Annotated in this window: 16 protein-coding genes, 1 tRNA gene and 2 pseudogenes; 12 read left to right on the top strand and 7 right to left on the bottom strand. The window is 57.0% G+C overall.

Translation table 11 applies throughout. From position 1 onward, the window contains the following. Positions 1 to 38: 38 nt before the first annotated feature. Positions 39 to 788, bottom strand: a complete 750-nt coding sequence (locus tag ACT5M9_RS16830) for a DsbA family protein (RefSeq protein WP_438550301.1) — start codon at positions 786 to 788, stop codon at positions 39 to 41. Positions 789 to 986: 198 nt separating this feature from the next. Here ACT5M9_RS16830 and ACT5M9_RS16835 point away from each other — a divergent pair. Continuing rightward, a tRNA-Ser gene (locus tag ACT5M9_RS16835) sits at positions 987 to 1,074 on the top strand. 37 nt (positions 1,075 to 1,111) lie between these two features. Here ACT5M9_RS16835 and ACT5M9_RS16840 read toward each other — a convergent pair. Continuing rightward, positions 1,112 to 1,834: pseudogene (locus tag ACT5M9_RS16840) on the bottom strand (transposase); the annotation flags it as partial. A 327-nt stretch (positions 1,835 to 2,161) separates the two neighbouring features. Here ACT5M9_RS16840 and hcp1 point away from each other — a divergent pair. The 11 genes and pseudogenes from hcp1 to ACT5M9_RS16895 all read left to right on the top strand — a co-directional run. Further along, positions 2,162 to 2,680 (top strand): type VI secretion system effector Hcp1, encoded by a 519-nt coding sequence (hcp1, locus tag ACT5M9_RS16845; RefSeq protein WP_438550283.1) that lies wholly within the window; start codon positions 2,162 to 2,164, stop codon positions 2,678 to 2,680. A 326-nt stretch (positions 2,681 to 3,006) separates the two neighbouring features. Next, positions 3,007 to 4,860 carry a type VI secretion system Vgr family protein gene (locus ACT5M9_RS16850; protein ID WP_457980245.1) on the top strand — a complete coding sequence of 618 codons (1,854 nt, stop codon included), beginning with the start codon at positions 3,007 to 3,009 and terminating at the stop codon, positions 4,858 to 4,860. 9 nt (positions 4,861 to 4,869) lie between these two features. Beyond that, positions 4,870 to 5,277: a DUF1795 domain-containing protein gene (locus ACT5M9_RS16855; protein WP_457980243.1), complete on the top strand. Its 408-nt coding sequence runs from the start codon at positions 4,870 to 4,872 to the stop codon at positions 5,275 to 5,277. 133 nt (positions 5,278 to 5,410) lie between these two features. After that, the gene (locus ACT5M9_RS16860; protein ID WP_457980241.1) at positions 5,411 to 9,706 is read left to right on the top strand and encodes an RHS repeat-associated core domain-containing protein; all 4,296 of its coding nucleotides are present in this window, start codon (positions 5,411 to 5,413) and stop codon (positions 9,704 to 9,706) included. Beyond that, a complete protein-coding gene (locus ACT5M9_RS16865; protein ID WP_457980239.1) occupies positions 9,706 to 10,113 on the top strand; it encodes a RhsIA family immunity protein in 408 nt (135 codons plus the stop codon). Before ACT5M9_RS16860 ends, ACT5M9_RS16865 begins: the two co-directional genes overlap by 1 nt. Positions 10,114 to 10,315: 202 nt before the next feature. Beyond that, positions 10,316 to 10,804 carry an RHS repeat-associated core domain-containing protein gene (locus ACT5M9_RS16870; RefSeq protein WP_457980238.1) on the top strand — a complete coding sequence of 163 codons (489 nt, stop codon included), beginning with the start codon at positions 10,316 to 10,318 and terminating at the stop codon, positions 10,802 to 10,804. Then, positions 10,804 to 11,394, top strand: coding sequence for a hypothetical protein (locus ACT5M9_RS16875; protein WP_457980236.1), 591 nt, complete (start codon positions 10,804 to 10,806; stop codon positions 11,392 to 11,394). The genes ACT5M9_RS16870 and ACT5M9_RS16875 overlap by 1 nt, the downstream gene beginning before the upstream one ends. Before the next feature lie 319 nt (positions 11,395 to 11,713). Beyond that, positions 11,714 to 12,184 (top strand): hypothetical protein, encoded by a 471-nt coding sequence (locus ACT5M9_RS16880; protein WP_457980234.1) that lies wholly within the window; start codon positions 11,714 to 11,716, stop codon positions 12,182 to 12,184. Continuing rightward, positions 12,166 to 13,008, top strand: coding sequence for an RHS repeat-associated core domain-containing protein (locus tag ACT5M9_RS16885; protein WP_457980233.1), 843 nt, complete (start codon positions 12,166 to 12,168; stop codon positions 13,006 to 13,008). Before ACT5M9_RS16880 ends, ACT5M9_RS16885 begins: the two co-directional genes overlap by 19 nt. Before the next feature lie 2 nt (positions 13,009 to 13,010). After that, positions 13,011 to 13,433 (top strand): Imm26 family immunity protein, encoded by a 423-nt coding sequence (locus tag ACT5M9_RS16890; RefSeq protein WP_457980231.1) that lies wholly within the window; start codon positions 13,011 to 13,013, stop codon positions 13,431 to 13,433. A gap of 480 nt (positions 13,434 to 13,913) precedes the next feature. Then, positions 13,914 to 14,096, top strand: a pseudogene (locus tag ACT5M9_RS16895) (hypothetical protein); the annotation flags it as partial. Between the two features lie 626 nt (positions 14,097 to 14,722). On the opposite strand, the gene ACT5M9_RS16900 reads toward ACT5M9_RS16895, so the two are convergent. The 5 genes from ACT5M9_RS16900 to phnR all read right to left on the bottom strand — a co-directional run bounded on the left by ACT5M9_RS16900 (position 14,723) and on the right by phnR (position 21,000). After that, complete coding sequence (locus tag ACT5M9_RS16900; protein WP_457980229.1) at positions 14,723 to 16,135, bottom strand: FAD-dependent oxidoreductase; 1,413 nt, start codon at positions 16,133 to 16,135, stop codon at positions 14,723 to 14,725. Between the two features lie 17 nt (positions 16,136 to 16,152). Continuing rightward, positions 16,153 to 17,841 carry a putative 2-aminoethylphosphonate ABC transporter permease subunit gene (locus ACT5M9_RS16905; RefSeq protein WP_457980227.1) on the bottom strand — a complete coding sequence of 563 codons (1,689 nt, stop codon included), beginning with the start codon at positions 17,839 to 17,841 and terminating at the stop codon, positions 16,153 to 16,155. A 32-nt stretch (positions 17,842 to 17,873) separates the two neighbouring features. Then, positions 17,874 to 18,938 carry a putative 2-aminoethylphosphonate ABC transporter ATP-binding protein gene (locus ACT5M9_RS16910; RefSeq protein ID WP_438550288.1) on the bottom strand — a complete coding sequence of 355 codons (1,065 nt, stop codon included), beginning with the start codon at positions 18,936 to 18,938 and terminating at the stop codon, positions 17,874 to 17,876. Positions 18,939 to 19,171: 233 nt separating this feature from the next. Further along, positions 19,172 to 20,191 carry a putative 2-aminoethylphosphonate ABC transporter substrate-binding protein gene (locus ACT5M9_RS16915; protein ID WP_332502445.1) on the bottom strand — a complete coding sequence of 340 codons (1,020 nt, stop codon included), beginning with the start codon at positions 20,189 to 20,191 and terminating at the stop codon, positions 19,172 to 19,174. A 101-nt stretch (positions 20,192 to 20,292) separates the two neighbouring features. Continuing rightward, positions 20,293 to 21,000, bottom strand: a complete 708-nt coding sequence (phnR, locus tag ACT5M9_RS16920) for a phosphonate utilization transcriptional regulator PhnR (RefSeq protein WP_457980224.1) — start codon at positions 20,998 to 21,000, stop codon at positions 20,293 to 20,295. Positions 21,001 to 21,170: the final 170 nt, after the last annotated feature.

Below are 21,170 nucleotides of genomic sequence, written 5' to 3' on the forward strand. Positions count from 1 at the left end.
GACATAGCGGGGCGTTTTTTTATGGGCGAGGGGCTGGCTTACTGGATGCTCTTGCCCGCGCGCACGTCTTTTACTATGGCCTGCAGGCTCGCCAGATCGCGGGGGGCGCCGCGCAGGATCTGGTCGCCGATGATGAAGGCCGGGGTACCTGAGATGCTCATGGCTTCCGCCAGGGCGCGGTTGGTGCCGAGGTTCTTGTCGATGCTGCCATCCTTGATCTTGGCTTCGACCTTGCTCCAGTCCACGCCGGCGGCCTTGGCGACCTCTTTCACCTGCGCCTCGTCGGACAGCGGGCCCTGATGGGCATACAGCTTGTCGTGGAAGGCCTGGTACTTGTCAGGCTGACCAAGCTGTACCGCCAGGGCGGCGCGGGCGGCGTAGTAGGAGGTCTCGCTCAGGATGGGGAACTGCTTGTAGATGTAGCGAATGTCCTTGTCCTCGCCGAGCAGCTGCTTGACCAGGGGATGGGCGCGCTTGCAGTAGCCGCAGTTGTAGTCGAAGAATTCCACCACGGTCAGGCTGCCCTTGGGATTGCCGCTCTCTGCGTCGTTATTGCCATAGAGCTGCTTGGCATGGGCCTGGATCAGCGCCTTGTCGCTCTCGGCCTGCTGGCTCTCCTGCTTGGCACGCAGGGCGTTGGACATCTCGACCAGTATCTCCGGATTCTTGACCAGATAGTCGCGCACGATCTGCTCGACATCGCTCTTGGTCAGCTCACTCGCCTGCAGCGGGGCGGCAAGCAGGGTCGCGCCGGTCAGAGCGGCGCACAGGGCATGTTTGATTCTCATAAGTCCATCTTGCTGGGGATATGGTAGTGGTCCCTATAGTGGGTGAGTCTGTTTTCAAGTCAAGTTATCCGGTTGAAAAAGCGCGGCTTATGCCCAGTTTGCGGGGTTTGTGCGTCATTTAGACCAATAAATCGTCAAACGGACGGGGCGGGGATTTACAAGGGGGGTGGTGATGGGTAGTATTCGGCGCACTGCTGCGGAGGGGTGGCAGAGCGGCTGAATGCACCGGTCTTGAAAACCGGCGATGGGCGACCATCCGTGGGTTCAAATCCCACCTCCTCCGCCATCTATAGGGCCCAACTGATTTATTCGGTTGGGCTTTTTTATTTGAGCTTTTGGTGTGCCACTAGGTGTTGGTGTAGTGGTCCACTACATCCGGACACACAGTTAAGCCGCTTTTCGGCTTCTGCTGGCGGTATCCCATCATTGTATTGATGCGGGTACTGCCAGTTGTAGCAATCCATCAGGTAGTAGCTGAATATCCCGCCTCGCTTCCCGCAGGCTCATGTAGCCCGTTGCCGGAAGCCACTCCGTCTTTAAACTCCTTAACAACCGTTCCATCGCCGCGTTATCCCAGCAGTTGCCACGCCGATCCATGCTCTGGGTCATCCGATAGCACCACAGCCGTTGCCGAAATACCCGTCTGCCATATTGGTTGCCCTGGTCGGAGTGAAACAACACACCGGACGGACAACCCAGCTCCCTTCGTTGTTGTATCCGCTCTCGGTCAATGGTGTGGCTACGAGCCAGATAGTCGTAAAAACAGGATGTTGGGATGCCGGAAGCGCAACAGACCAGGGGGCTCTCTTAATCGGTCTATCAGCACGTACGTTCGAGCTCGTCCTCCATCAATAGAGCAGTAGCTTTTTTAGAATGGCCTTTTCGCGTTCAAGCCGGTTGATGCGGGCTTCCCGCTCCTGGATTTTCTGTTGCTCTGGGGTCAGAGCTTTGCTGATAGGGGTTGTGCCCGTTCGTTCGGATTGAAGTTGCTGAATCTATCGGCGAAGCACTGTTTCGCCGACACCCCGTGAGCGGGTCGGCTTTGGAAACTGATTGTTGAGAGACATACTGCAGACCGTTACTGGAACGTAGCCAGGAGTTCGATTCAATGAGATTGCATGAGTGGAAAACCAATAACGCTGGTTAATGATTCCGATTTGAGCAATGCATTGCTCTATTGCTAGCTTTAATCTCCATATGGGTCTTGTCTTGCGATGCATGTAAGCTGTTTGAGCAAAGATTTGCTCAAGGTAAAGCAATTGAAACGGGTTGTGTTGGTAAGTGATTGATAAGTAATGTGGTGAATAGTTGGCATGGTCGCTGCTGTTGGCTGGTTGAGTGTCATTACCGTTCAACCAATCAGGAGCATACCCATGCCAACTCCATGTTATATCAGCATCGAAGGTAAAACCCAGGGCAACATCACCGCCGGTGCCTTCACCTCCGACTCCGTCGGCAACATCTTCGTGCAGGGTCACGAAGACGAGATGCTGGTGCAGGAATTCCAGCACGTCGTCACCGTGCCGACCGATCCGCAATCCGGTCAGCCTGCCGGCCAGCGTGTCCACAAGCCATTCAAGTTCACCGTGGCCCTGAACAAGGCCGTGCCGCTGATGTACAACTCCCTGGCCTCCGGTGAAATGCTGCCGAAAGTGACCCTGAAGTGGTACCGCACCTCCGTTGAGGGCAAGCAGGAGCACTTCTTCAGCACAGTGCTGACCGATGCCACCATCGTCGACATCGACTGCCAGATGCCCCACTGCCAGGATCCGGCCATGTCCGACTTCACCCAGCTGATCCAGGTCTCCCTGGCCTACCGCAAGATCGACTGGGAGCACACCGTCGCCGGTACTTCCGGTGCGGACGACTGGCGTGCGCCGATCGAGGCCTGATCCTCGCGTTCTTACCTTGCTATCCCTTGTAAGTAGTCTCGAATGTTGTGGCCGGTGTGCACCGGCCTTTTATCCCGTATTTCTCCGGGCAGTCTTGGGCTGCCGGAGTCTTTATGCTTTGCCATTCCCCTGCCTGTAAGTTGAAGCCGTGTTGGTGAGTGCGGAGTGATGGCAAAGCAATAAGGGGTGTTCTGTTATGCAGACACAAACAGCGTATTGCCCGTCATGTTGCTTCTCTTTGGTGACCGCTTGTGTACCAGAGAGGGCGATATCGCGGTGTTTTGACAGGTTTCGGGCCCAGTTTCGAGAGGTGATAGGGATATATCATGGCTAATCAGACCGGATTGCAGTTCACCGTTAAGGTAGGAGCGCTGCCCGCGCCCACCTTTGTGGTGGCAAGCTTTGAGCTTAACGAGGGGCTCAATCGTCCATTTGACCTTCATCTCGAGCTGGCCAGTCTACTGAGTGACATTGACTTCGGTGCCGTGTTGGATCAGCCCTGTGAACTGCTGGTGTGGTACGAGGGGAGTCTTCAGCGCCGTGTCAGTGGCGTGGTGGCGCAATTTGCTCAGGGCGATACCGGGTTTCGCCGTACCCGATACAGCATGGTGGTGAAGCCTGCACTATGGCGGCTCTCCTTGCGTACCAATGCCCGCATCTTTCAGGCGCAAAAGCCTGAAGAGATCCTCTCCATCTTGCTGCAAGAGCACGGTATTACCGACTACGCCTTTGCCCTGAAGAACGAGCATGCCCAGCGTGAATACTGCGTTCAGTACCGTGAGAGCGATTTGGCTTTTTTGGACCGACTGGCGGCTGAAGAGGGGATGTTCTACTTCCATGAGTTTGAAGCAGGCAAGCACCGGATAGTTTTTGCCGACGATGCTGCTGCGTTGCAGGAAGGGCCTGCCCTCTTTTTCAATCTGGCCAATCAAGGGTTGCAGCAGGGGGTGTTTGTGCGCCGGTTCCATTATCAGGAAGCGGTGCGTCCGAGCGATGTGGAGCTCAAAGACTACAGCTTCAAGACCCCGGCTTATGGCCTGTCCCACAAAAAAATGGGGGCTGAGCTGGAACATCAGCGCGATAGCTACCAGCACTTCGACTATCCCGGTCGCTTCAAGCAGGACCCGAGCGGCAAGGCGTTTGCACAACATCGATTGGATGCGCTGCGAGCCGATGCGGTGACGGGCAATGGACACTCGACAGAGGCTGGGTTGATGCCAGGACTGAGTTTCGCACTATCGGAACACCCTGCACCTGCACTCAACATTGCCTGGCAAGTGGTGCATGTGACACACACCGGCAAACAGCCTCAAGCATTGGAAGAAGAAGGCGGTAGCGAGCCCACGGTGTATTACAACGATTTTGGGGTGGTAAAGGCTACCACCACCTGGCGTGCGCAGATGCCTCATAAACCCCTGGTTGACGGGGCGCAGATTGCCACTGTTGTGGGGCCAGCCGGGGAAGAAATCTACTGCGATAAATATGGCCGTATCAAGCTGCAGTTCCCCTGGGACAGGTATGGCGCCAGCGATGAGCACAGTTCTTGCTGGGTCAGGGTCGGTCAGGCCTGGGCCGGAGGTGGCTATGGCATGATGGCCATTCCGCGTATTGGCCATGAAGTGATTGTGTCTTTCCTTGAGGGGGACCCTGATCAGCCCATCGTTATTGGCCGCACTTATCACGCGACCAGTCTTCCCCCTGAAGGATTGCCTGCCAATAAAACCCGTATGTCACTGCGTAGTAATACCTACAAGGGTAAGGGGTTTAACGAGTTTCGTTTTGAAGACAAAGCGGGTCAGGAAGAGGTGTTCCTCCACGCTCAACATGACATGAACACTGTGGTGCTCAACAACCGCTCAACCTCTGTTAATGCCAATCACACGGAACAGGTCGGCGGGAGTCAAACCGTTGCCGTTCAGGGTAACCAGACGATGTCGGTCAAGCTGGACCAGGTGACCGAGGTGCAGGGTGAGCAAACCGTGGCAGTCACCAAGAATCGCAGCACCATGGTCAATGACAATGAATCGCTGCAGGTGAAGAACAATATCGCCATCCAATCGCAGGATGGGGACATTCTCATTGCCACAGCCGGTGGTTATATCGCCATCGACAAAGAGGGCAACATCGCCATTACCGGCAAAGGCCTCGTGTTGAACGGCACCCGCATTGATTTGAATTAAGGATGTGACATGTATCAGATGAATGAAGGTGCGCTGCTGATACCCCAGCAATGGCGCGATGAGTCCCTCCATGTGTTTGTATTGCCGGGCGATACCGTCAATCTGGTGGTCAATCGTTCACCGTTCGAGTTTGGGTTGGCACCAGAGACAGTCTATCAACAGACGCTTTCGCAATTTGCGGCTCACCTCAAGGGCTATCAGGAATTGGCCAGCTGGGAAACACAGCTGGATGGGCAGGCCGCTCCAGCCATCGAGTACACCTGGCGCTCGACCGAGGGGCCGATGCACCAGGTCGTGGTGATGCAGGTGAGGGGCACGTTGCTGCTGACCTTTACCATCACGGCAGCCGGTACCTTGCAAGACGAGCAGAAACAAGCCCTGCTCGACGTGATTGCCACCTTTAAAGCCGTGAGCTAAGGGAGGGGGCATGCTTGGCGATATCTTAACGCGGGTAGCGCGAGTCGGCGCTATGCATGCGGGAAACCGCCCCTTGCCCCCCGCTGATAGACCCAAACCAGGTGAGGGCAAGCCGCCCACGTCTCCTGGAAAAATGATCAAGCACAAGAGTTTCTTGGGCGCCTTGGCGGGGGCGATAGCCGGTGCCCTGGTGGCGGCGGCAGTCTTTGCTGTGGCAGCTGCGGTAGTAACGGCTGCCGTCGCCTTGACAGGCGTGACTGGCGGGATGGGGCTGGCGTTGGTGGTGGGGGTCGCCAAGCTTGGCCTGGGCATTGCTGCCACCATAGGGGCGGGGGATCTTATCGCCAAGGTGTCAGGAAGTGTGTCTGGCATGGTTGATAGTGCGTCCCCGCCCTTCGGTCCGGTTGCAACTGGCTCTGCCAATGTGTTTGTCGAAGGACAACCGGTCTCCCGTGCGTTGGTTGATACCGTCGCGTGCACCAAGCACTCGGTTCCGCCCATCATTGCACAAGGCAGTGAGTCTGTTTTTGTCAACGACAGCCCCGCCGCACGAGTGGATGACCAGACCGCCTGTGGTGCCACCATCAAGGAGGGCGCTTCCACCGTGTTCTTTGGCTCAGGCCAGGGAACCTATGCCGACATAGCAGATGAGTTCAGTTGGTGGGAGAAGGGGCTGCTGATTGCGGTCGAGTTCCTGGTGCCCCCCAGTCGTGGCATGTTCAAGGGGATAGGCAAGCTCTTTACCAAGGGACCGCGCGCAGTATTGCGGGGAGCGCTGGTTGGGGCCAAAGTGGCGGTGCGTCAGTTCAAGCGGACTGCCCTTCGCTGCATGAGCCAGGGGTTCAAAAACAACAAGGGACTGGCTCGCTTCAAGGAAGCCGCCAAGGGTTTTCTTAAAGACCCCGTCTATATCCCCAGTGGTGAAGTCATCGAATCCCGGCTGGATATCGAGTTGGGGCAAACCTTGCCGCTGTGCTTTGAGCGTACCTATCGCACCGCATCCGATCATACGGGGCTGCTCGGTAAGGGGTGGCATGACAGCTGGAGCGAAGTGGCCAGCGTCACCCAGCAGGGGCTCAATACCCTGGTGAACATCACCCTGGCACAGGGCTATGACATTGATTTCACTTTCCATCAAGACGTGAGCCGCGTCTATTGCCCGCACTATCCCCAATTTACCCTGACGCGAACCGAGCACGGGTTTCTGCTGTGGGACAGAGACAGCCAGCAGACCCGTCACTTCATCCATCAACAGGGGGGGAGATACTGGCTCGGTGCACTGTCAGACCGCCATGACAATCGCATTACCTTGGTACGCGATCAGGCAGGCAAACTCTGCCGGGTGCGCCACAGCGATGGCATCGAGCTGGCGCTCGCTTGGCGAGATGATTATCTGCAGCAAATTGTCCGGGTAGATGGAGGCCAGCAAACACGCTTGGCCCACTACACCCAAAACCGCGCCGGGCAATTAGTCGAAGCGGATGCCAGCCATCACTACCACCTGTTTTACGAATACGATGACCAGGGGCGGCTGACGCGTTGGCATGATAACGACCAGACCTGGGCACGTTATGAATATGACGTGCAAGGGCGCTGCGTCTACACCACCTGTGCCGATGGCATGCTCACCGCACGCTTTGACTATCAGCCAGGCAAGGTGGTGATGACCGACGGGTTGGGTCGCCACGAGTATGAGCTTAACGAGCTTGACCTGGTGAGTGCGATCCGCACCCCCCTTGGCCATGTGACCCGCTTTGACTACGACGAATTTGGTAACCTGCTGCGGGAGAGTTCCCCTGCCGGGCGGGTGGTCGAGTTTGAATACCTGGATGACACCGGGTTGGTGACCCGCTTTGTGGACGGCAGCGGCCACGCCTGGCACTACGAGTATGATGACCAGCAGCGGCTGTGCGCCGTCACTGACCCGCTCGGGCGCAGTTGGCAGTGGCGTTTCGATGAAACGGGTAACCCGGACAAACTGACGGGGCCCGATGCCAGCGAAGTGCATTTTAGCTGGAACCGTTATGGACTGCTGACGGCGGTCAGCGACCAGAGTGGCAAGGTGCAAGCACGCCTGCAGTATGACCACCGCCAGCGTCTGTTGAGCCAGACCGATGCCGAGGGGCGCACCGAGCAGTGGCGTTACGATGGTCAAGACAGGGTCGCACAATGGCAACGTGCCGACGGCGCTCGCTATCAGTTAGGCTATCGCCGCCCCAGCTGGCAACTGCCAGAGCAGCTCAAACGACCCGATGAGGTAGAAGAGCTGCGCCGTTACGATCGCCACAAAAACCTGACCGACTATGTCGATGGTAATGGCCTGCACTGGCGCCAACGCTTCGGGGCCTTTGACCTGCTCCTTGAGCGCACCGATGCCAGTGGCCGCAGTTGGCGCTATCAATACGACCGCGATACCCAGCAGCTGATTAAAGTCATCGGGCCCGACCAGCAGGTGTGGCAGTGGTGGCTCGATAACGATGGCCGGGTGGTGCGCGAGCAAGACATGGCCGGCACTCAAACCCAGTACCGTTATGACGAAGATGGCCACTGCATCGAAGTCCGCAATGGCGAAGGTCAGGAACGCCGCTTCCTGTTTGATGGCCGTGGCCTGCTGCTGCGTGAAACCTGTGACGATGACACCATCCATTATCACTACGACGGGGCAGGCAGACTGCTGGAAGTGTCGTCCAACACCAGCCATCTACGTTTTGAATATGACACCCGCGACCGGGTGGTACGTGAAGGGCAAAACGGCGCCACCATCAGCCGCAGCTATGATGAGCAGGCCCACACCCTGACCCGAACCCTGAGCTGGCCTGAGGGACACAAAGGGGATAAGGAGGACGAACCGGCCCCACTGACCACCACATTTACTGTAAACAACGTCGGTGAACTGACCCGTGTTGGCTTGCCAGATGGCGCAGAGCTGACCCTGGGACACGACCTGGCCGGCCGGGAGGCGCAGCGCCAAGGCGGCGCCTTTGGTCTGACGCAAGAGTATGACGTACTGGGCCAGCTTACCGGCGCCCAAAGCGGTCAGCTGCAAGAAGGGCGCTTGCTGGCGGGGCTCACCCGTGAGTACGGTTACGACCGTGCTGGCAACCTGATTGGCGAACGGCGCGGACGCGAGGTGCAGGGCTATCGGCTCGATGCCTGTGGCCGGGTGCTGGAGACCCTTAGCCAGCATCCCAACGCCGGCCAACAACGGGAGGCGCAATTTAGCTACACCCGTCAGGGGTTGCCATTAGCAGACGGTGAACACACCCGGTGGCAGCAAGGGCGGGTCAGTCAGCGCGGTGATACCCACTACGACTATGACAAGGCGGGCCGGCTTATCAGCAAACGCCAGCTGCGTCCGGGTTTTCGGCCAGAGCAGTGGCACTACCGCTGGGACAGTCGTAACCAGTTGAGGGTGGTCACCACCCCCGAAGGCTCTAACTGGTTTTATCGCTACGACCCGTTTGGTCGGCGCATAAGCAAACGCTGTGAGCAGACTGGCGAAGAGGTGCGTTACCTGTGGGATGGCGACCAGATCGCCGAGGTGCGTCATTTCAAGCAAGGGCAGTTACAGGCCCGCCGCCACTGGGTCTGGCGTGGCTGGGAATTGCTGGTGCAGCAGCGTCAGATGACACAAGCTGGCGCGGTGAGTCTGCCTCATGCTTCTACTGTCTATATCGAACAAGGCCGACAAGCCGCCGCAGAGAATTGGCAGACCGATTTTGCCGTCAGCCAGCAAAATGGCGAACTGCTGGGGCTCTATAACCCACAAGGGGAACTGCACTGGCAACCGACAAAGACCAGTCTGTGGGGCCAGCGGTTAAGCAATCATGCTGATATCCGTGACCCCGGTCTGGCATTCGCGGGCCAACTGCGTGACGACGAGAGTGGACTTTGCTATAACCGTTTTCGGTACTACGACCCGCAAGGGGCTTGTTATATCTCCCCCGACCCAATAGGGATACTGGGCGGTGAGAATAACTATGGATATGTGCCCAATCCAGTAAACTGGGTTGACCCGCTGGGGTTGGCGAAGTGTCCCACAATTACTCGTGGTGCAAATGGTGAGATTGCGTCAGCACGGGCCACTGTATCACTAGCAGACTTAAAAACAGGTACAGCCGTAAACTCCAGTGCGAGGGATGCCATTAAAGCTATAGGTCTGCCTGGTGATGATGCCGGTCATATACTTGGTAAGGTACTTGGTGGTCAAGGCGGAAAAGGTAACCTGTTTCCCCAACTATCAAATATTAATCGCGGCGATTATAGAATGTTTGAGAAATCGGTCAGAGACTATATTAGCCAACATGGTGCGGTAGACATTGAGTGGACATTCAAGTATGCAAATGGTGGATTACGACCTACCGGAGTTCAATATGATGTCTATCAAAATGGCACTAGGATATTAGGTGACTTCTTTAGGAATATATGATGAATATATCAGATGAGCCGATAGGTGTATTATTGAGTTTTTTTTCTGCCATGAACAAGTGGGAGAGAGATAATTACATGCCTATGAGGGAAGGCGGTATTGAAGAGCAAAGTAAAGCACAGGATGAGATTGATACTATCTTCCTGAAGTTTTGCACTATCAGAGATAGAAAAATAGGCAGACAAGCATCATTGCATTGCGGGGAACCACCTGAATACTCTATTGATAGTCAACCTATTGGACATGTTGAAACAAAAGGTAAGAAAGTAGTTATTTACACTGAGCAGCTGAATAGATTAAAAAATAAATATCGATATACACTTCATTATAAAAGTGATGAATGGCGTATTGATAAAAAAGAACGATTTAGCCCAGTTGAAGATAAGTGGGTCAAAGATAGTTTGTAGATGTAAATAAATGTAGGAAGTGATTTAAGTGATCCTTCTGGTCATTTAATTATTTGCTCAGGGAGGTGCGACCAAATGGGTTGCACCTTATTCGTGAACAAACTCGTTGTATTTTTAACTCACATCTAGGAACTTGCTGTAGGGACAACGTCTAAGCAGCTACGCCGATAACCGTGACCCCGGTCTGGCATTCGCGGGCCAATTGCGTGACGATGAAAGCGGACTCTGCTATAACCGTTTCCGGTACTACGACCCGCAAGGTGCTTGTTATATCTCCCCCGACCCGATAGGTATTTGGGGCGGTGAGAATAACTATGGGTATGTGCATAATCCCCTTGGGTGGATTGATCCGTTGGGGCTTTCAGCTTGTGCACCTACTCATCATCTAGCTACAAATAAGCATTCAACTTGGTCTGACCGATTTAGAGAGTTATTTAAGAAGAATGATTTAGGTAAGTTTAAGAATGGTAAGTGGAGAAAGGACGTTCTTAATGATCCTTTAAATAAAATCGATGTTCCAGGGCATAAAGGTCCTCACCCACAGGATATGCATCAAGAGATTTTTGATCGCCTATCTGCTGCTAGTGATAGAGGTAAAGATGCCTTTATAAAAGAAATTGAAAAACTTAGAGTCGAAGCTATTACTCCGGGCTCTTGGCTTAATGATATATTGACTAAGGTTGGCAAATAATGAATTACTACAAGCTAGGAATCAATTCTGAAAGCAAAAAATGGAAGGGGTATATGAATCCAAGTTCATTCCTTACTGATGGAAAAGGGAATGAGTTAAGTGATGCGAAACTATCAATGCTCCAAGAGGAATTTAGCGGAGACTTATATTTTGATGTGTTAAAAAACGGAAAAGCCCCCCCTGTAGTATCAATAGGCTCTAGGCATTTGGCATTTAGTAATGACATTTTTCGTGTGAATGATATTAATGCTTGCGGTATCCAAGCAATACCACTTATAAACAGGGTGTTTAACTTGGAATACGTATTTATGCATATTTTAAATTATGTGGATTGTGTTGATTGGGAATCTTCTAAAGTTGATCTCTGGCCTCAGGACTATGTTCCTGAAGCTTGGGAGTCAAAACGTGGTCGCTTTTTTATAGAGCCAGTTATCCATAAGGATAAAATACCTAATCATTTAGATGTATTTCGTTTGTATGAGTGGGGGGGGGCATTTAATATAGTAATATCTGAAAGTTTCAAAAATAAATTGTGTTCTATAAAATTTGACCACACATTTCTTGATTTTAAAGCATTATCTCTTAAATAAAGCCAGTGGGCCCAACTAACTAAGCGTAATCGGGCTTTCGCGATTTATCGTTGCCGGTATTGCAGGTAATGACCGCGACGATTCCTTTCATCTCCCATATCACGACCAGGGTCAGCTTACCCGCGCCCAGAGTGGCCAGTTGCAAGAAGGGTGCTTGCTGACCCGCGATCTCGTATGTTGGGCTAAACCGTAGGTTGGTGCTGAACGAAGTGAGGCCCAACGTTTGCCGAGGCAACATCTCGCTACGACCGGGCAGCCAACCTGATGGGGGCGGCGCGAGCGCGAGACACACGGTTATCGACTCGATGCCTGTGGCCGGGTGCTGGAGACCCTTAGCCAGCATCCCAACGCCGGCCAACAACGGGAGGCGCAATTTAGCTACACCCGTCAGGGGTTGCCATTAGCAGACGGTGAACACACCCGGTGGCAGCAAGGGCGGGTCAGTCAGCGCGGTGATACCCACTACGACTATGACAAGGCGGGCCGGCTTATCAGCAAACGCCAGCTGCGCCCGGGTTTTCGGCCAGAGCAGTGGCACTACCGCTGGGACAGTCGTAACCAGTTGAGGGTGGTCACCACCCCCGAAGGCTCTAACTGGTTTTATCGCTACGACCCGTTTGGTCGGCGCATCAGCAAACGCTGTGAGCAGACTGGCGAAGAGGTGCGTTACCTGTGGGATGGCGACCAGATCGCCGAGGTGCGTCATTTCAAGTCAAGCAAGGGCAGTTACAGGCCCGCCGCCACTGGGTCTGGCGTGGCTGGGAATTGCTGGTGCAGCAGCGTCAGATGACACAAGCTGGCGCGGCGAGTCTGCCTCATGCTTCCACTGTCTATATCGAACAAGGCCGACAAGCCGCCGCAGAGAATTGGCAGACCGATTTTGCCGTCAGCCAGCAAAATGGCGAACTGCTGGGGCTCTATAACCCACAAGGGGAGCTGCACTGGCGACCGACAAAAACCAGTCTGTGGGGCCAGCGGTTAAGCAATCATGCTGATATCCGTGACCCCGGTCTGGCATTCGCGGGCCAACTGCGTGACGACGAGAGTGGACTTTGCTATAACCGTTTTCGGTACTACGACCCGCAAGGTGCTTGTTATATCTCCCCCGACCCGATAGGGATACTGGGCGGTGAGAATAACTATGGGTATGTGCCCAATCCCGTAAACTGGATTGATCCATTGGGGCTTACTCCTTGTATGGGAATACCATCTAGCCGTAAATCTGGTGGCTTTGGTACAACTTATGATTCCGTAAAGGGTCAAGGATTGTATGTGTTACATGATGGAAAAAATATTATATATGTTGGTCGAGGAGATGCTCCATCCCGTTTGAATATTCACGCAAACACCCCAGGAAAGTCTCATTTGAGGCAGTTTACTGTGTTTGATAATAATTTGACCAAGGCCGAAGCTAAATTCTTAGAGCAAAAAATTATGGATCTTCATGGTGGTGCGCAATCTACAAATCCGGTAACTAATCTGCTCAATAAAATTCGGTCTTACAGTCCAAACAATCCTAACGCAGGGTCATATGATATCGCTGGTTATAGTAGTGATTGGGGTGATAAAGTGCTGGATGATGCTCTTTCTATTTTGAGAGGTAAAGGATTGTGAAAGTGAAATATAAAGAAGGCGATATTTTTATTATTCCTGTAAAAGGTAAGTTTGTCCTCTGCCAAGTTGTTTTTTCCCCAAGAGGTAAATTTAAGAAAGTAATTGGTTTTTGCGTTGTTTTTGTGCAAGATAATAAGGTTTTTAAAAATGATGGAATTCTTGCCCCTATTCCTGTTATGGATATGGGGGGAGAGATGAACGTCATATTTACAGGGAATCAAAATATTGAGAATGGCTCTTGGGAAATCATTGGTCATGCAGAGCTGACCGAGGATAAAGAAGAACTTAAAATATTTAACTATGCTGGTGGTCTATATAAAGGAGAGGAGGAGATAAGGCGAATTCCTGTTTCCGAGTATAATAAATACACCACCATGGAGGTGTATGGTTTTGAGCTTGTTAATAGCCTGCTAGAAAGCCTGTAGCACCTCCTTTTCATCAGCTATAATCTCGTATTTTTGGCTAAACCATAGGTTGGTTCTGAACGAAGTAAAGCCCAACATTTACCGTGGTGATTTCAGTTTAAAAATTCAACCATAGGCCTGATTACGACGTGTAATCGGGCTTTCGCGACTTATTGTTGTCGGTATTGCAGGTAATAATCGCGAGGTTTATCCTCTCATCCCTCATATCACCACCAGAGCCAGCTTACTTGTGCCCAAAGCGATCTTCTATAAGAGGAGTGCTTGCTGATGGCATGCTTAACCAGCGAGTATGGTCATGATCTTGCGGGTAACCTGATCTGATTGGCGAGCGGCGTGGACGCGAGGTTATCGGCTGTGGGGACTGTAGATCCTCAAGCCCCGCTTTATGTCTGCCATCAGGTTGCGGAAAAGAATGATTAGACAGTCCGTAAGTCGGCAACTCTTCATCCACTATATTTCCACTACTCGAAGAATATTATCATGAAGTACATAGTGTTATGGATGACGCTGGCAACCAGAATGCTTGCAGCCTGTTCTTCCACTGCGTCACTCACTGACGCCGAATTATCCCACGCGGCAAAGCAGGGGGATGGTCGCGCTAAATATGAGCTGGCCAAACGCTTGGCGACCCAGCCTGATTATCCCAATGCCATGCACTGGATATTGCGCCAATGTGGTTATCCATTGTTTGCCGTGTTTAGGGTTCTTCCGGTCTGGTAGCAAGCTTCCGTATACAAGTTTGGCGAATGCTTCCAACGTTGGGAGCTTCGGCTTGTTCTGCTCCTGCATCTGGAACCTTCGTTGATCCAGATTATTCGCCAACTGTTTCCGGATTGTCTGCACGTCTCGAGCTGCATCAGTGATCGAGATCTCGGGTAAGTCCCGAAGCCTGCGTTACATCATTTCTTCGTCAGTGGGCTAACATAGCGGAACACCAACAGCCTCTGCCCTGATGGTAGAGGGTGTAGCGTCAACCCTGTGATGCCACTGTGAGCAAGGGATTTATCTTCAGGCTTGATGCTACGTGCTTTGGTATCGGTGTTTCGTTTTTTCTCTCTTTCATCACTCTGCATGTCGAACCCTGAGAACTGGCTTGGCTTGGCTTGGCTTGGCTTGGCTTGGTCCGGTTCTGGTGCCAGGGCCTTCGATCACCTGGCGGCTCCACTCTGCGGATAGAGGGCGGTGCGGGGTCCCGTCATGCATCAGATGAATGGCTATTGGGTTTTCATCCATGGGTGAATAATGGCCATGTCATGGCCGGGAGCTCGGCTCTACCGGTGCTGTGCTCGCTACTTGTCGGCCTTACCGGCGGCGTCGGCGAGAGTCGCCAGCCGTTTGTCGAGCCAGCGCACTGGCCTCCCTGCATCTTCGGCCCTCTCCTTGCGGCGAATGGCGTTGCGCACCAGCATGGCTCCGAGCCATCGTATGGGCTCGGGCGGGAAATAGCCGCGCGGGCCCCCCACCAGGGCGCACCGGCGCCAGGGCTCATCCTCTGGCCGCTTATCGCCTCTAACCATGGCCGCCAGGATGCGGCCGCCGATCCAGCTCTGGGCCACCCCGTTGCCGGAATAACCCAGGCCGTAGACAATGTTCGGCTGCCGGCGCCAGTGGCCGAAGAAGGGCAGGCCGTCCACGGAGCGGTCCGAGGCGCCGCACCAGCTGGCGGCGATGGGCACGTCTTTGAGGGCCGGGAAAAAGCGGCGCAGGGCCTGGGTGAGGGGCGTCAGGTAGCGGCTGGGCTCATCGAATTGGGCCAGGTGGTGGTTAGCGAAGGCGAAGGTGTTGCCCCCCTTGCCGAGCATCAGGCGCCCGGCCGGGGTCGAGCGCGCATAGTAGACGAAGGTGCGGCCATCCACCGTGCTGCGGCCGTGATCCATCTGCTGGGCGGCCAAGGCGTCGGGGGCGGGTTCCGTGATCACCATGTCGGAGGAGACCAGCACTATGGCTCGGCGAAATTCGCGAAAGTGCTCCACCATGGCGCCATTCATGGCCAGCACCACCTTGTCGGCGTTCACTATCCCTTGCGGAGTCTGGATCCGGGCGGCTTGCCCGGCTTCCAATCGCTGCATGGGGGTCTGCTCATAGACTTCCACCCCGAGCTCCCGGGCGACCCGCAGCAGGCCGCGCACCAGCAGGGCCGGCTGCACCGAGCCCGCGTGGGGGCTGAAGACTCCCTCCAGATGCGCCACCGAGCCGCATTGTCCCGCCAGATCCTGCGCCGCTATGGGCTGCCACTGGTTCAGCCCCGCCTTGTCCAGTTTCGCCATGATGGGGGCCATGGCACCGCGCTGAGCCTCGCTGGTGGCTGTGTAGCAGGTGCCCTCTACCCGGAGCTCTGCTTCTATGCCATGGGCCTCGCAAAACCGGCCTATCTCATGCACCGCTTGCTCCGAGGTGCGCACCAGCCAGGCGGCCTGCGCCTCGCCGAATTGCTTGCACAGGCTGGGGTACTTGGCGGACCAGGTGAGCAGGCAGCCGCCGTTGCGACCGGAGGCGCCGCCGCCGCACAGCCCCTTCTCCAGTACCAATACCCGTAACGCCGGGTCAGCCTGCTTGAGATGGATGGCGCACCAGAGCCCGGTGAAGCCGCCGCCGACGATGCAGACATCGGCATCATGGTGACCCAGCAGAGGCCTTGGGCCTTCGGGTTGCTCGGCGGCCAGCGCCTCCGCCAGCCAGAAGGGGAGTTGAGTGTTAGGCATGTGTTCTCCGTTGAGAGTCAGGGTTGGCGCCAGCGCTGGGTGCGGGTCAGCAGGGTGCGGCTGAGGCCAAGTTGCAGCAGCTTGACGCTGGCGGCCGCCAGCAGGATCAGGGTGGCCATGGCGGCGGCCGCTGCGGTATCGCCGGAGTCCTCCATGTTGAGCACGGCGATGGAGGCGAGCACGCTGTCGCTGGAGTAGAGGAAGATCACCGCCGAGGTGGTGGTCATGGCGTTGACGAAGAGGTAGATGAAGACTTCCAGCAGGGCGGGCAGGCTGGCGGGCAGGGTGACGCGCCAGAACGCCTTGATCAGCGGGATGCGCAGGGAGATGGCGACCAGCTCCAGCTCCCGCGGCAGCTGCTTGAGGCTGGTGAGCGCCGTCATGTGACCCACCGTGTAGTAGTGGATGATGCAGGAGAGCACCATCAGCGGCAGAGTGCCGTAGAGGCTGCCGAGCAGGCTGTCCGGTCGGTTGAAGAAGAAGATGTAACCCAGCCCCAGCACCATGCCCGGCACCGCCAGGGAGAGCATGGCAAGCAGGTGCATCAGTTGACGCAGGGGGGCGAAGTGGCACCCCTTCTCCTGGGCCCAGGCCAGCACCATGATGAGGCCAGTGCCAAAGATGGCGGTGAGGGCGCCGAGCTTGAGGGTGTTGGTGAAGGGTTGCCAGCCGTAGACGCTGTTGCTGTCGAAGGCATAGTGCTCCAGGGTCAGGCTGAGGTTGTAGGGCCAGAACTGCACCAGGGAGCCATAGACCGCCATGCCGACCAGGGCCAGGAACAGCAGGGCCCAGAGCCCGCACCAGAGCAGCGCCAGCAGATCCCGCACCTTGTGCGGGGTGGGGCGGTAGGGCACGGACTTGCTGCTGCTCTGCTCCTGCATCTTGCTGCGCACCCTGTGCTCGAGTGCGAAGCTCAGCAGGGCGGGCAGCAGCAGGGTGACGCTGGCGACCGCTCCCAGGGAGAAGTTCTGCATGCCGATCACCTGGCGATAGATGTCGGTGGCCAGCACGCTGTACTGGCCGCCGATCACCTTGGCCACCCCGAAGTCGCAGATGGTCAGGGTGAATACCGCGATGGCGGCACTCAGGAGGCCGTAGCGGGCGGTGGGTAGGGTCACGGTGAGGAAGGTGCGAAGGGGCGAGCTGCCGAGCACCCTGGCGGCCTCGTACAGGCGGGCGTCGCTGTGACCGAGGGCCGTGATGAGGATCATCAGGGCGTGGGGGAAGCACCAGAAGCCGAGCCCCATCACTATGCCGATGGGGCCATAGATGCTTTCTCCCCCCAGCAGCCCCTTGGCAATCCCCTGGTTGCCAAACCAGTAGACCAGGCTGATGGCGGGCAGCAGGGAGGGCATCAGCAGGGGAATGAGGCCGATGAGGCGAAACAGTCCCTTGGCGGGCATGCAGGTGCGGGTGAGGGCATAGGCGTAACCGAAGGCGACAGTGACCACCAGGGTCGTGATGAGCAGGCCGAGCCAGAGGGTGTTGCCTATGGTGCGAGTCAGGTTCGGGGAGAGGAAGTAGTCCCGAAAGTTGGTGAGCCCCACCCAGTTACCGTCCAGGTCCTGCAGGCTCTTTTGCAGCATGGCGAGCAGGGGCAGCAGCAGGCCGCCGGCCAGCAGGGTTATGCCGAGCAACAACAGCACGAGCTGAATGAGGCTGTCCCGGCTCCAGCCCGCGAGGTGCTGGCGCCATCCGTTAGCCATTCGGGTTGCCCCGAACGTCTTGGATTGCAGCGTCATAGGGCCTCCCCGTCGAAACACTGCACGGCATTTGCGGGCCAGTGCAGGGAGCAGAGCATGCCGGTGCGCCACTGGGTCCGTTCGTCGTTGGGGCCTTGTACCAGCACCTGCTGAGGGCCGAGGTAGGTCTGGGCGCTGCAGATGAGGCGCTGGGTGGCGCCGAGAAACTCCACCTGCGTCACCTCGGCCTGCAAGCCGTTCTGGGCCGGGGGGGAGAGGCTGATGGCCTCGGGGCGAATGGCTATCTGCAGCTTGCTGCCGGCCGCGGCCCGGTTGGCCAGCGCCAGGGGCTGCTCGTTCAGGCGTACCTGCTGCGGGCTCAGCACCAGGGCGTCGAGGAAGTTCATGGTGCCGACGAAGCTTGCCACGAAGCGGCTCGCCGGCCTGTGGTAGATCTCCTGGGGCGTGCCCACCTGCACGATTCGGCCCCCCTCCATCACGACGATGCGATCCGCCATGGTCAGGGCTTCCTCCTGATCGTGAGTCACCATGATGGTGGTGATGCCGAGGCGTTGTTGCAGGGCGCGGATCTCGCTGCGCAGGTGAGTGCGCACCAGGGCATCGAGGGCGCTCAGAGGCTCGTCGAGCAACAGCAGGCCGGGGGAGAGGGCCAGGGCCCTGGCCAGCGCCACCCGCTGCTGCTGGCCGCCGGAAATCTGGCTCGGGTACTTGTGGGACTGGGCCTCGAGGCCGACCAGCGCCAGCCAGTGTTGCACCTTCTGCTGGATGCTCTCCTTGTCCTGCCTCTGGTTCTCGAGGCCGAAGGCGATGTTCTGGGCCACCGTCAAGTTGGGAAACAGGGCGTAGGACTGGAAGACGATGCCAAAGTCCCGCTGCTGGGGCGGCAGCTGGGAGATGTTGCGCCCTCCCTGCCAGATCTCGCCGCCGTCCGGCAGATCCAGGCCGGCGATGGCCCGCAGCAAGGTGGTCTTGCCACAGCCGGAGGGGCCGAGGAAGCAGACGAACTCTCCCTGCGCGACGGCGAGGGAGATCTCTTTCAGGGCCTGAAAGCTCCCGAAGTGCTTGTTGAGGTGCTGGATGTCCAGGTAGGGCCGGCTCATGGTCTGACTCACTGCTGATTTGGTATATACCAGTTTGCGATTGAAGTGTGACCGTGCCATGACAGAAAGATGACGGGAGCGTGATGGTCGGGGGCCATGGCTGCGGGGTCAGGGCAGAGGGGCCAGGGTGAGCGCCTTGGCAGGCATCAATGATGAATCTGGCTCCTGCCATCAACGACAAAAGGCCGACTAGGGTCGGCCTTGTTGATGCGTCATGCTCGCCAGGATGGCGCTTACTGCTTGGCCTCTGACTTGCCGTCGAAGCTGGCGGTCCACTGGCTCAGGATCTGGTTGCGCTCGCGGGCTGCCCAGGCGAAGTCGTTCTCGATCATCTGGCCCTTGATGTCGGCGGGGTATCCGTCCCTGGCCTTGGCGACCTGGGGAATGGCGACCACGGCGAAGGACTTGTTGTACAGGCTGTTGGCCTGCTCGGTGGCGGCAAAGTCCAGCAACTGCTTGGCCGCTTCGAGTTTGGGGGTGCCCTTGAGGATGGCGGCGGCTTCCATGTCCCAGCCTGAGCCTTCGCTCGGGAAGATAACGTCTATGGGGGCGCCCTTGCCCTTGAGGCTGGTGGCGGGGAAGTCAAAGGAGATACCGACCACAGTCTCGCCGCTGGCCGCCAGTTTGCACGGGGCCGAGCCCGAGTGGGTGTAGCGGTCTATGTTCTGGTGCAGGCCTGTCATGAACTGCCAGCCCTGCTGCTCGCCCATGCTCTGCAGCCAGCCCGCCACGCTCAGGAAGCCGGTACCGGACGAGCTGGGGTTTGGCATGATCACCTTGCCCTTGTAGATGGGCTTGGTGAGGTCGCTCCAGCTGGTGGGCGCCGGGATCCCCTGCTTTTCGGCCTCGACCTTGTTGAAACAGATGGCGCTGAAGAAGGCATCCAGCCCGATCCAGTGCGGCTCCGCCTTGGGGTCACGGAAGCGGCTGTCGAGCTTGTCCAGCCCCTTGGGCGCGTAGCCTGCCAGCATCTGCTGCTGATCGAGCTGCATCAGGCTGGTGGCCGCCAGCCCCCACACCACGTCCGCCTTGGGCTGGGCCTTCTCGGCTAGCAGCCGGGCGGTGACCACGCCGGTGGAGTCCCGCACCCACTTGATCTGGATGTCCGGGTGCTGGCGCTCGAAGGCGGTCTTCAGCTCGGTGAGCTGCTCCGGCTCGAAGGCGGTATAGACGGTGAGGTCGGTCGCGGCCATCACCGGGGCTGTCATGGCGGCCAGCAGTGCGCTCGCCAGCAAGGGGGTTCCCTGTTTCATCCTCTGTCTCCATCGAAATTGGTATAAACCAGATTGGTCGAGAGAGAGGCTAGGGGAGGATTATGACGTTCAAGTGACGGCCCCGTGACGTTTTGATGAGGCTACTCCTCGGTATCCACCTCTATCTCCAAGCTGTCGTGGCGCCAGTATTCCAGATCGAAGTCGAGCACCCGGCCGTGCTGATCGAAGTTGAGCCGCTCCAGGCGCAGGGCGGGCAGCCCGGCGGTCGCCCCCAGCGCCTTGGCCACCTCGTCCGGCAGGGCTGTGGGGAAGAAGCGCACCTGCATGCGGGCGTACTGCAGGCCGTAGTGGGCCTCGTAGATCTCGGTCAGGCTGCCGTTGAGATCCAGCTCAAGCAGGCCGGGCACCCGCTCGGGCAGGCAGTGGTTCTCGCAGTAGCAGAGGGCGCGCCCGTTGGCGTAACGCAGCCGCTTGAGCAGGTACAGGCTGTCGAATGGCTTGAGCTGCAGCCGCGTCATCAAGGCGGGGGGCACCGCCTGGCGGCTCTTCTCCAGCAGCTCGGTGTGAGGCTCCCCTCCCTGCTCGCGCACTATCTGGTGGAAGTTGGAGGTGCGCCTCGGATTAAGGCGATAGCGGGGCGGGGTGACGAACCAGCCGCGCCTGTCCTCCCGGTAGATGAGACCGCTTGCCTCCAGCTGCACCAGGGCCTCGCGGATGGTGACCCGGGTGGTGCCGTAGAGCTCTCCCAGCAGCCGCTCCGAGGGGAGCTTGTCGTTGGCCTGCAGTCCGCCCGCCTGGATCTGGGTGGCGAGGGCGTCTTTGATCTGCAGGTATTGGGGTTTGCTCATGGTGATCCTTGTGGACGAAACGATGCTTGGTAGAGACCAGTTTTGGTCTCTGGCTCAGGATCCCTAGATTATCGCGATGATGGCGCCGAAAATGAATTTTTTGTTGCACGAAGGGGCACCCCTTTGACCCGGGAGGGGGAGATCACCACAATAGGCTTTCTCTGGTATAT

The sequence above is a fragment of the Aeromonas sp. AE23HZ002T15 genome (assembly GCF_054165525.2).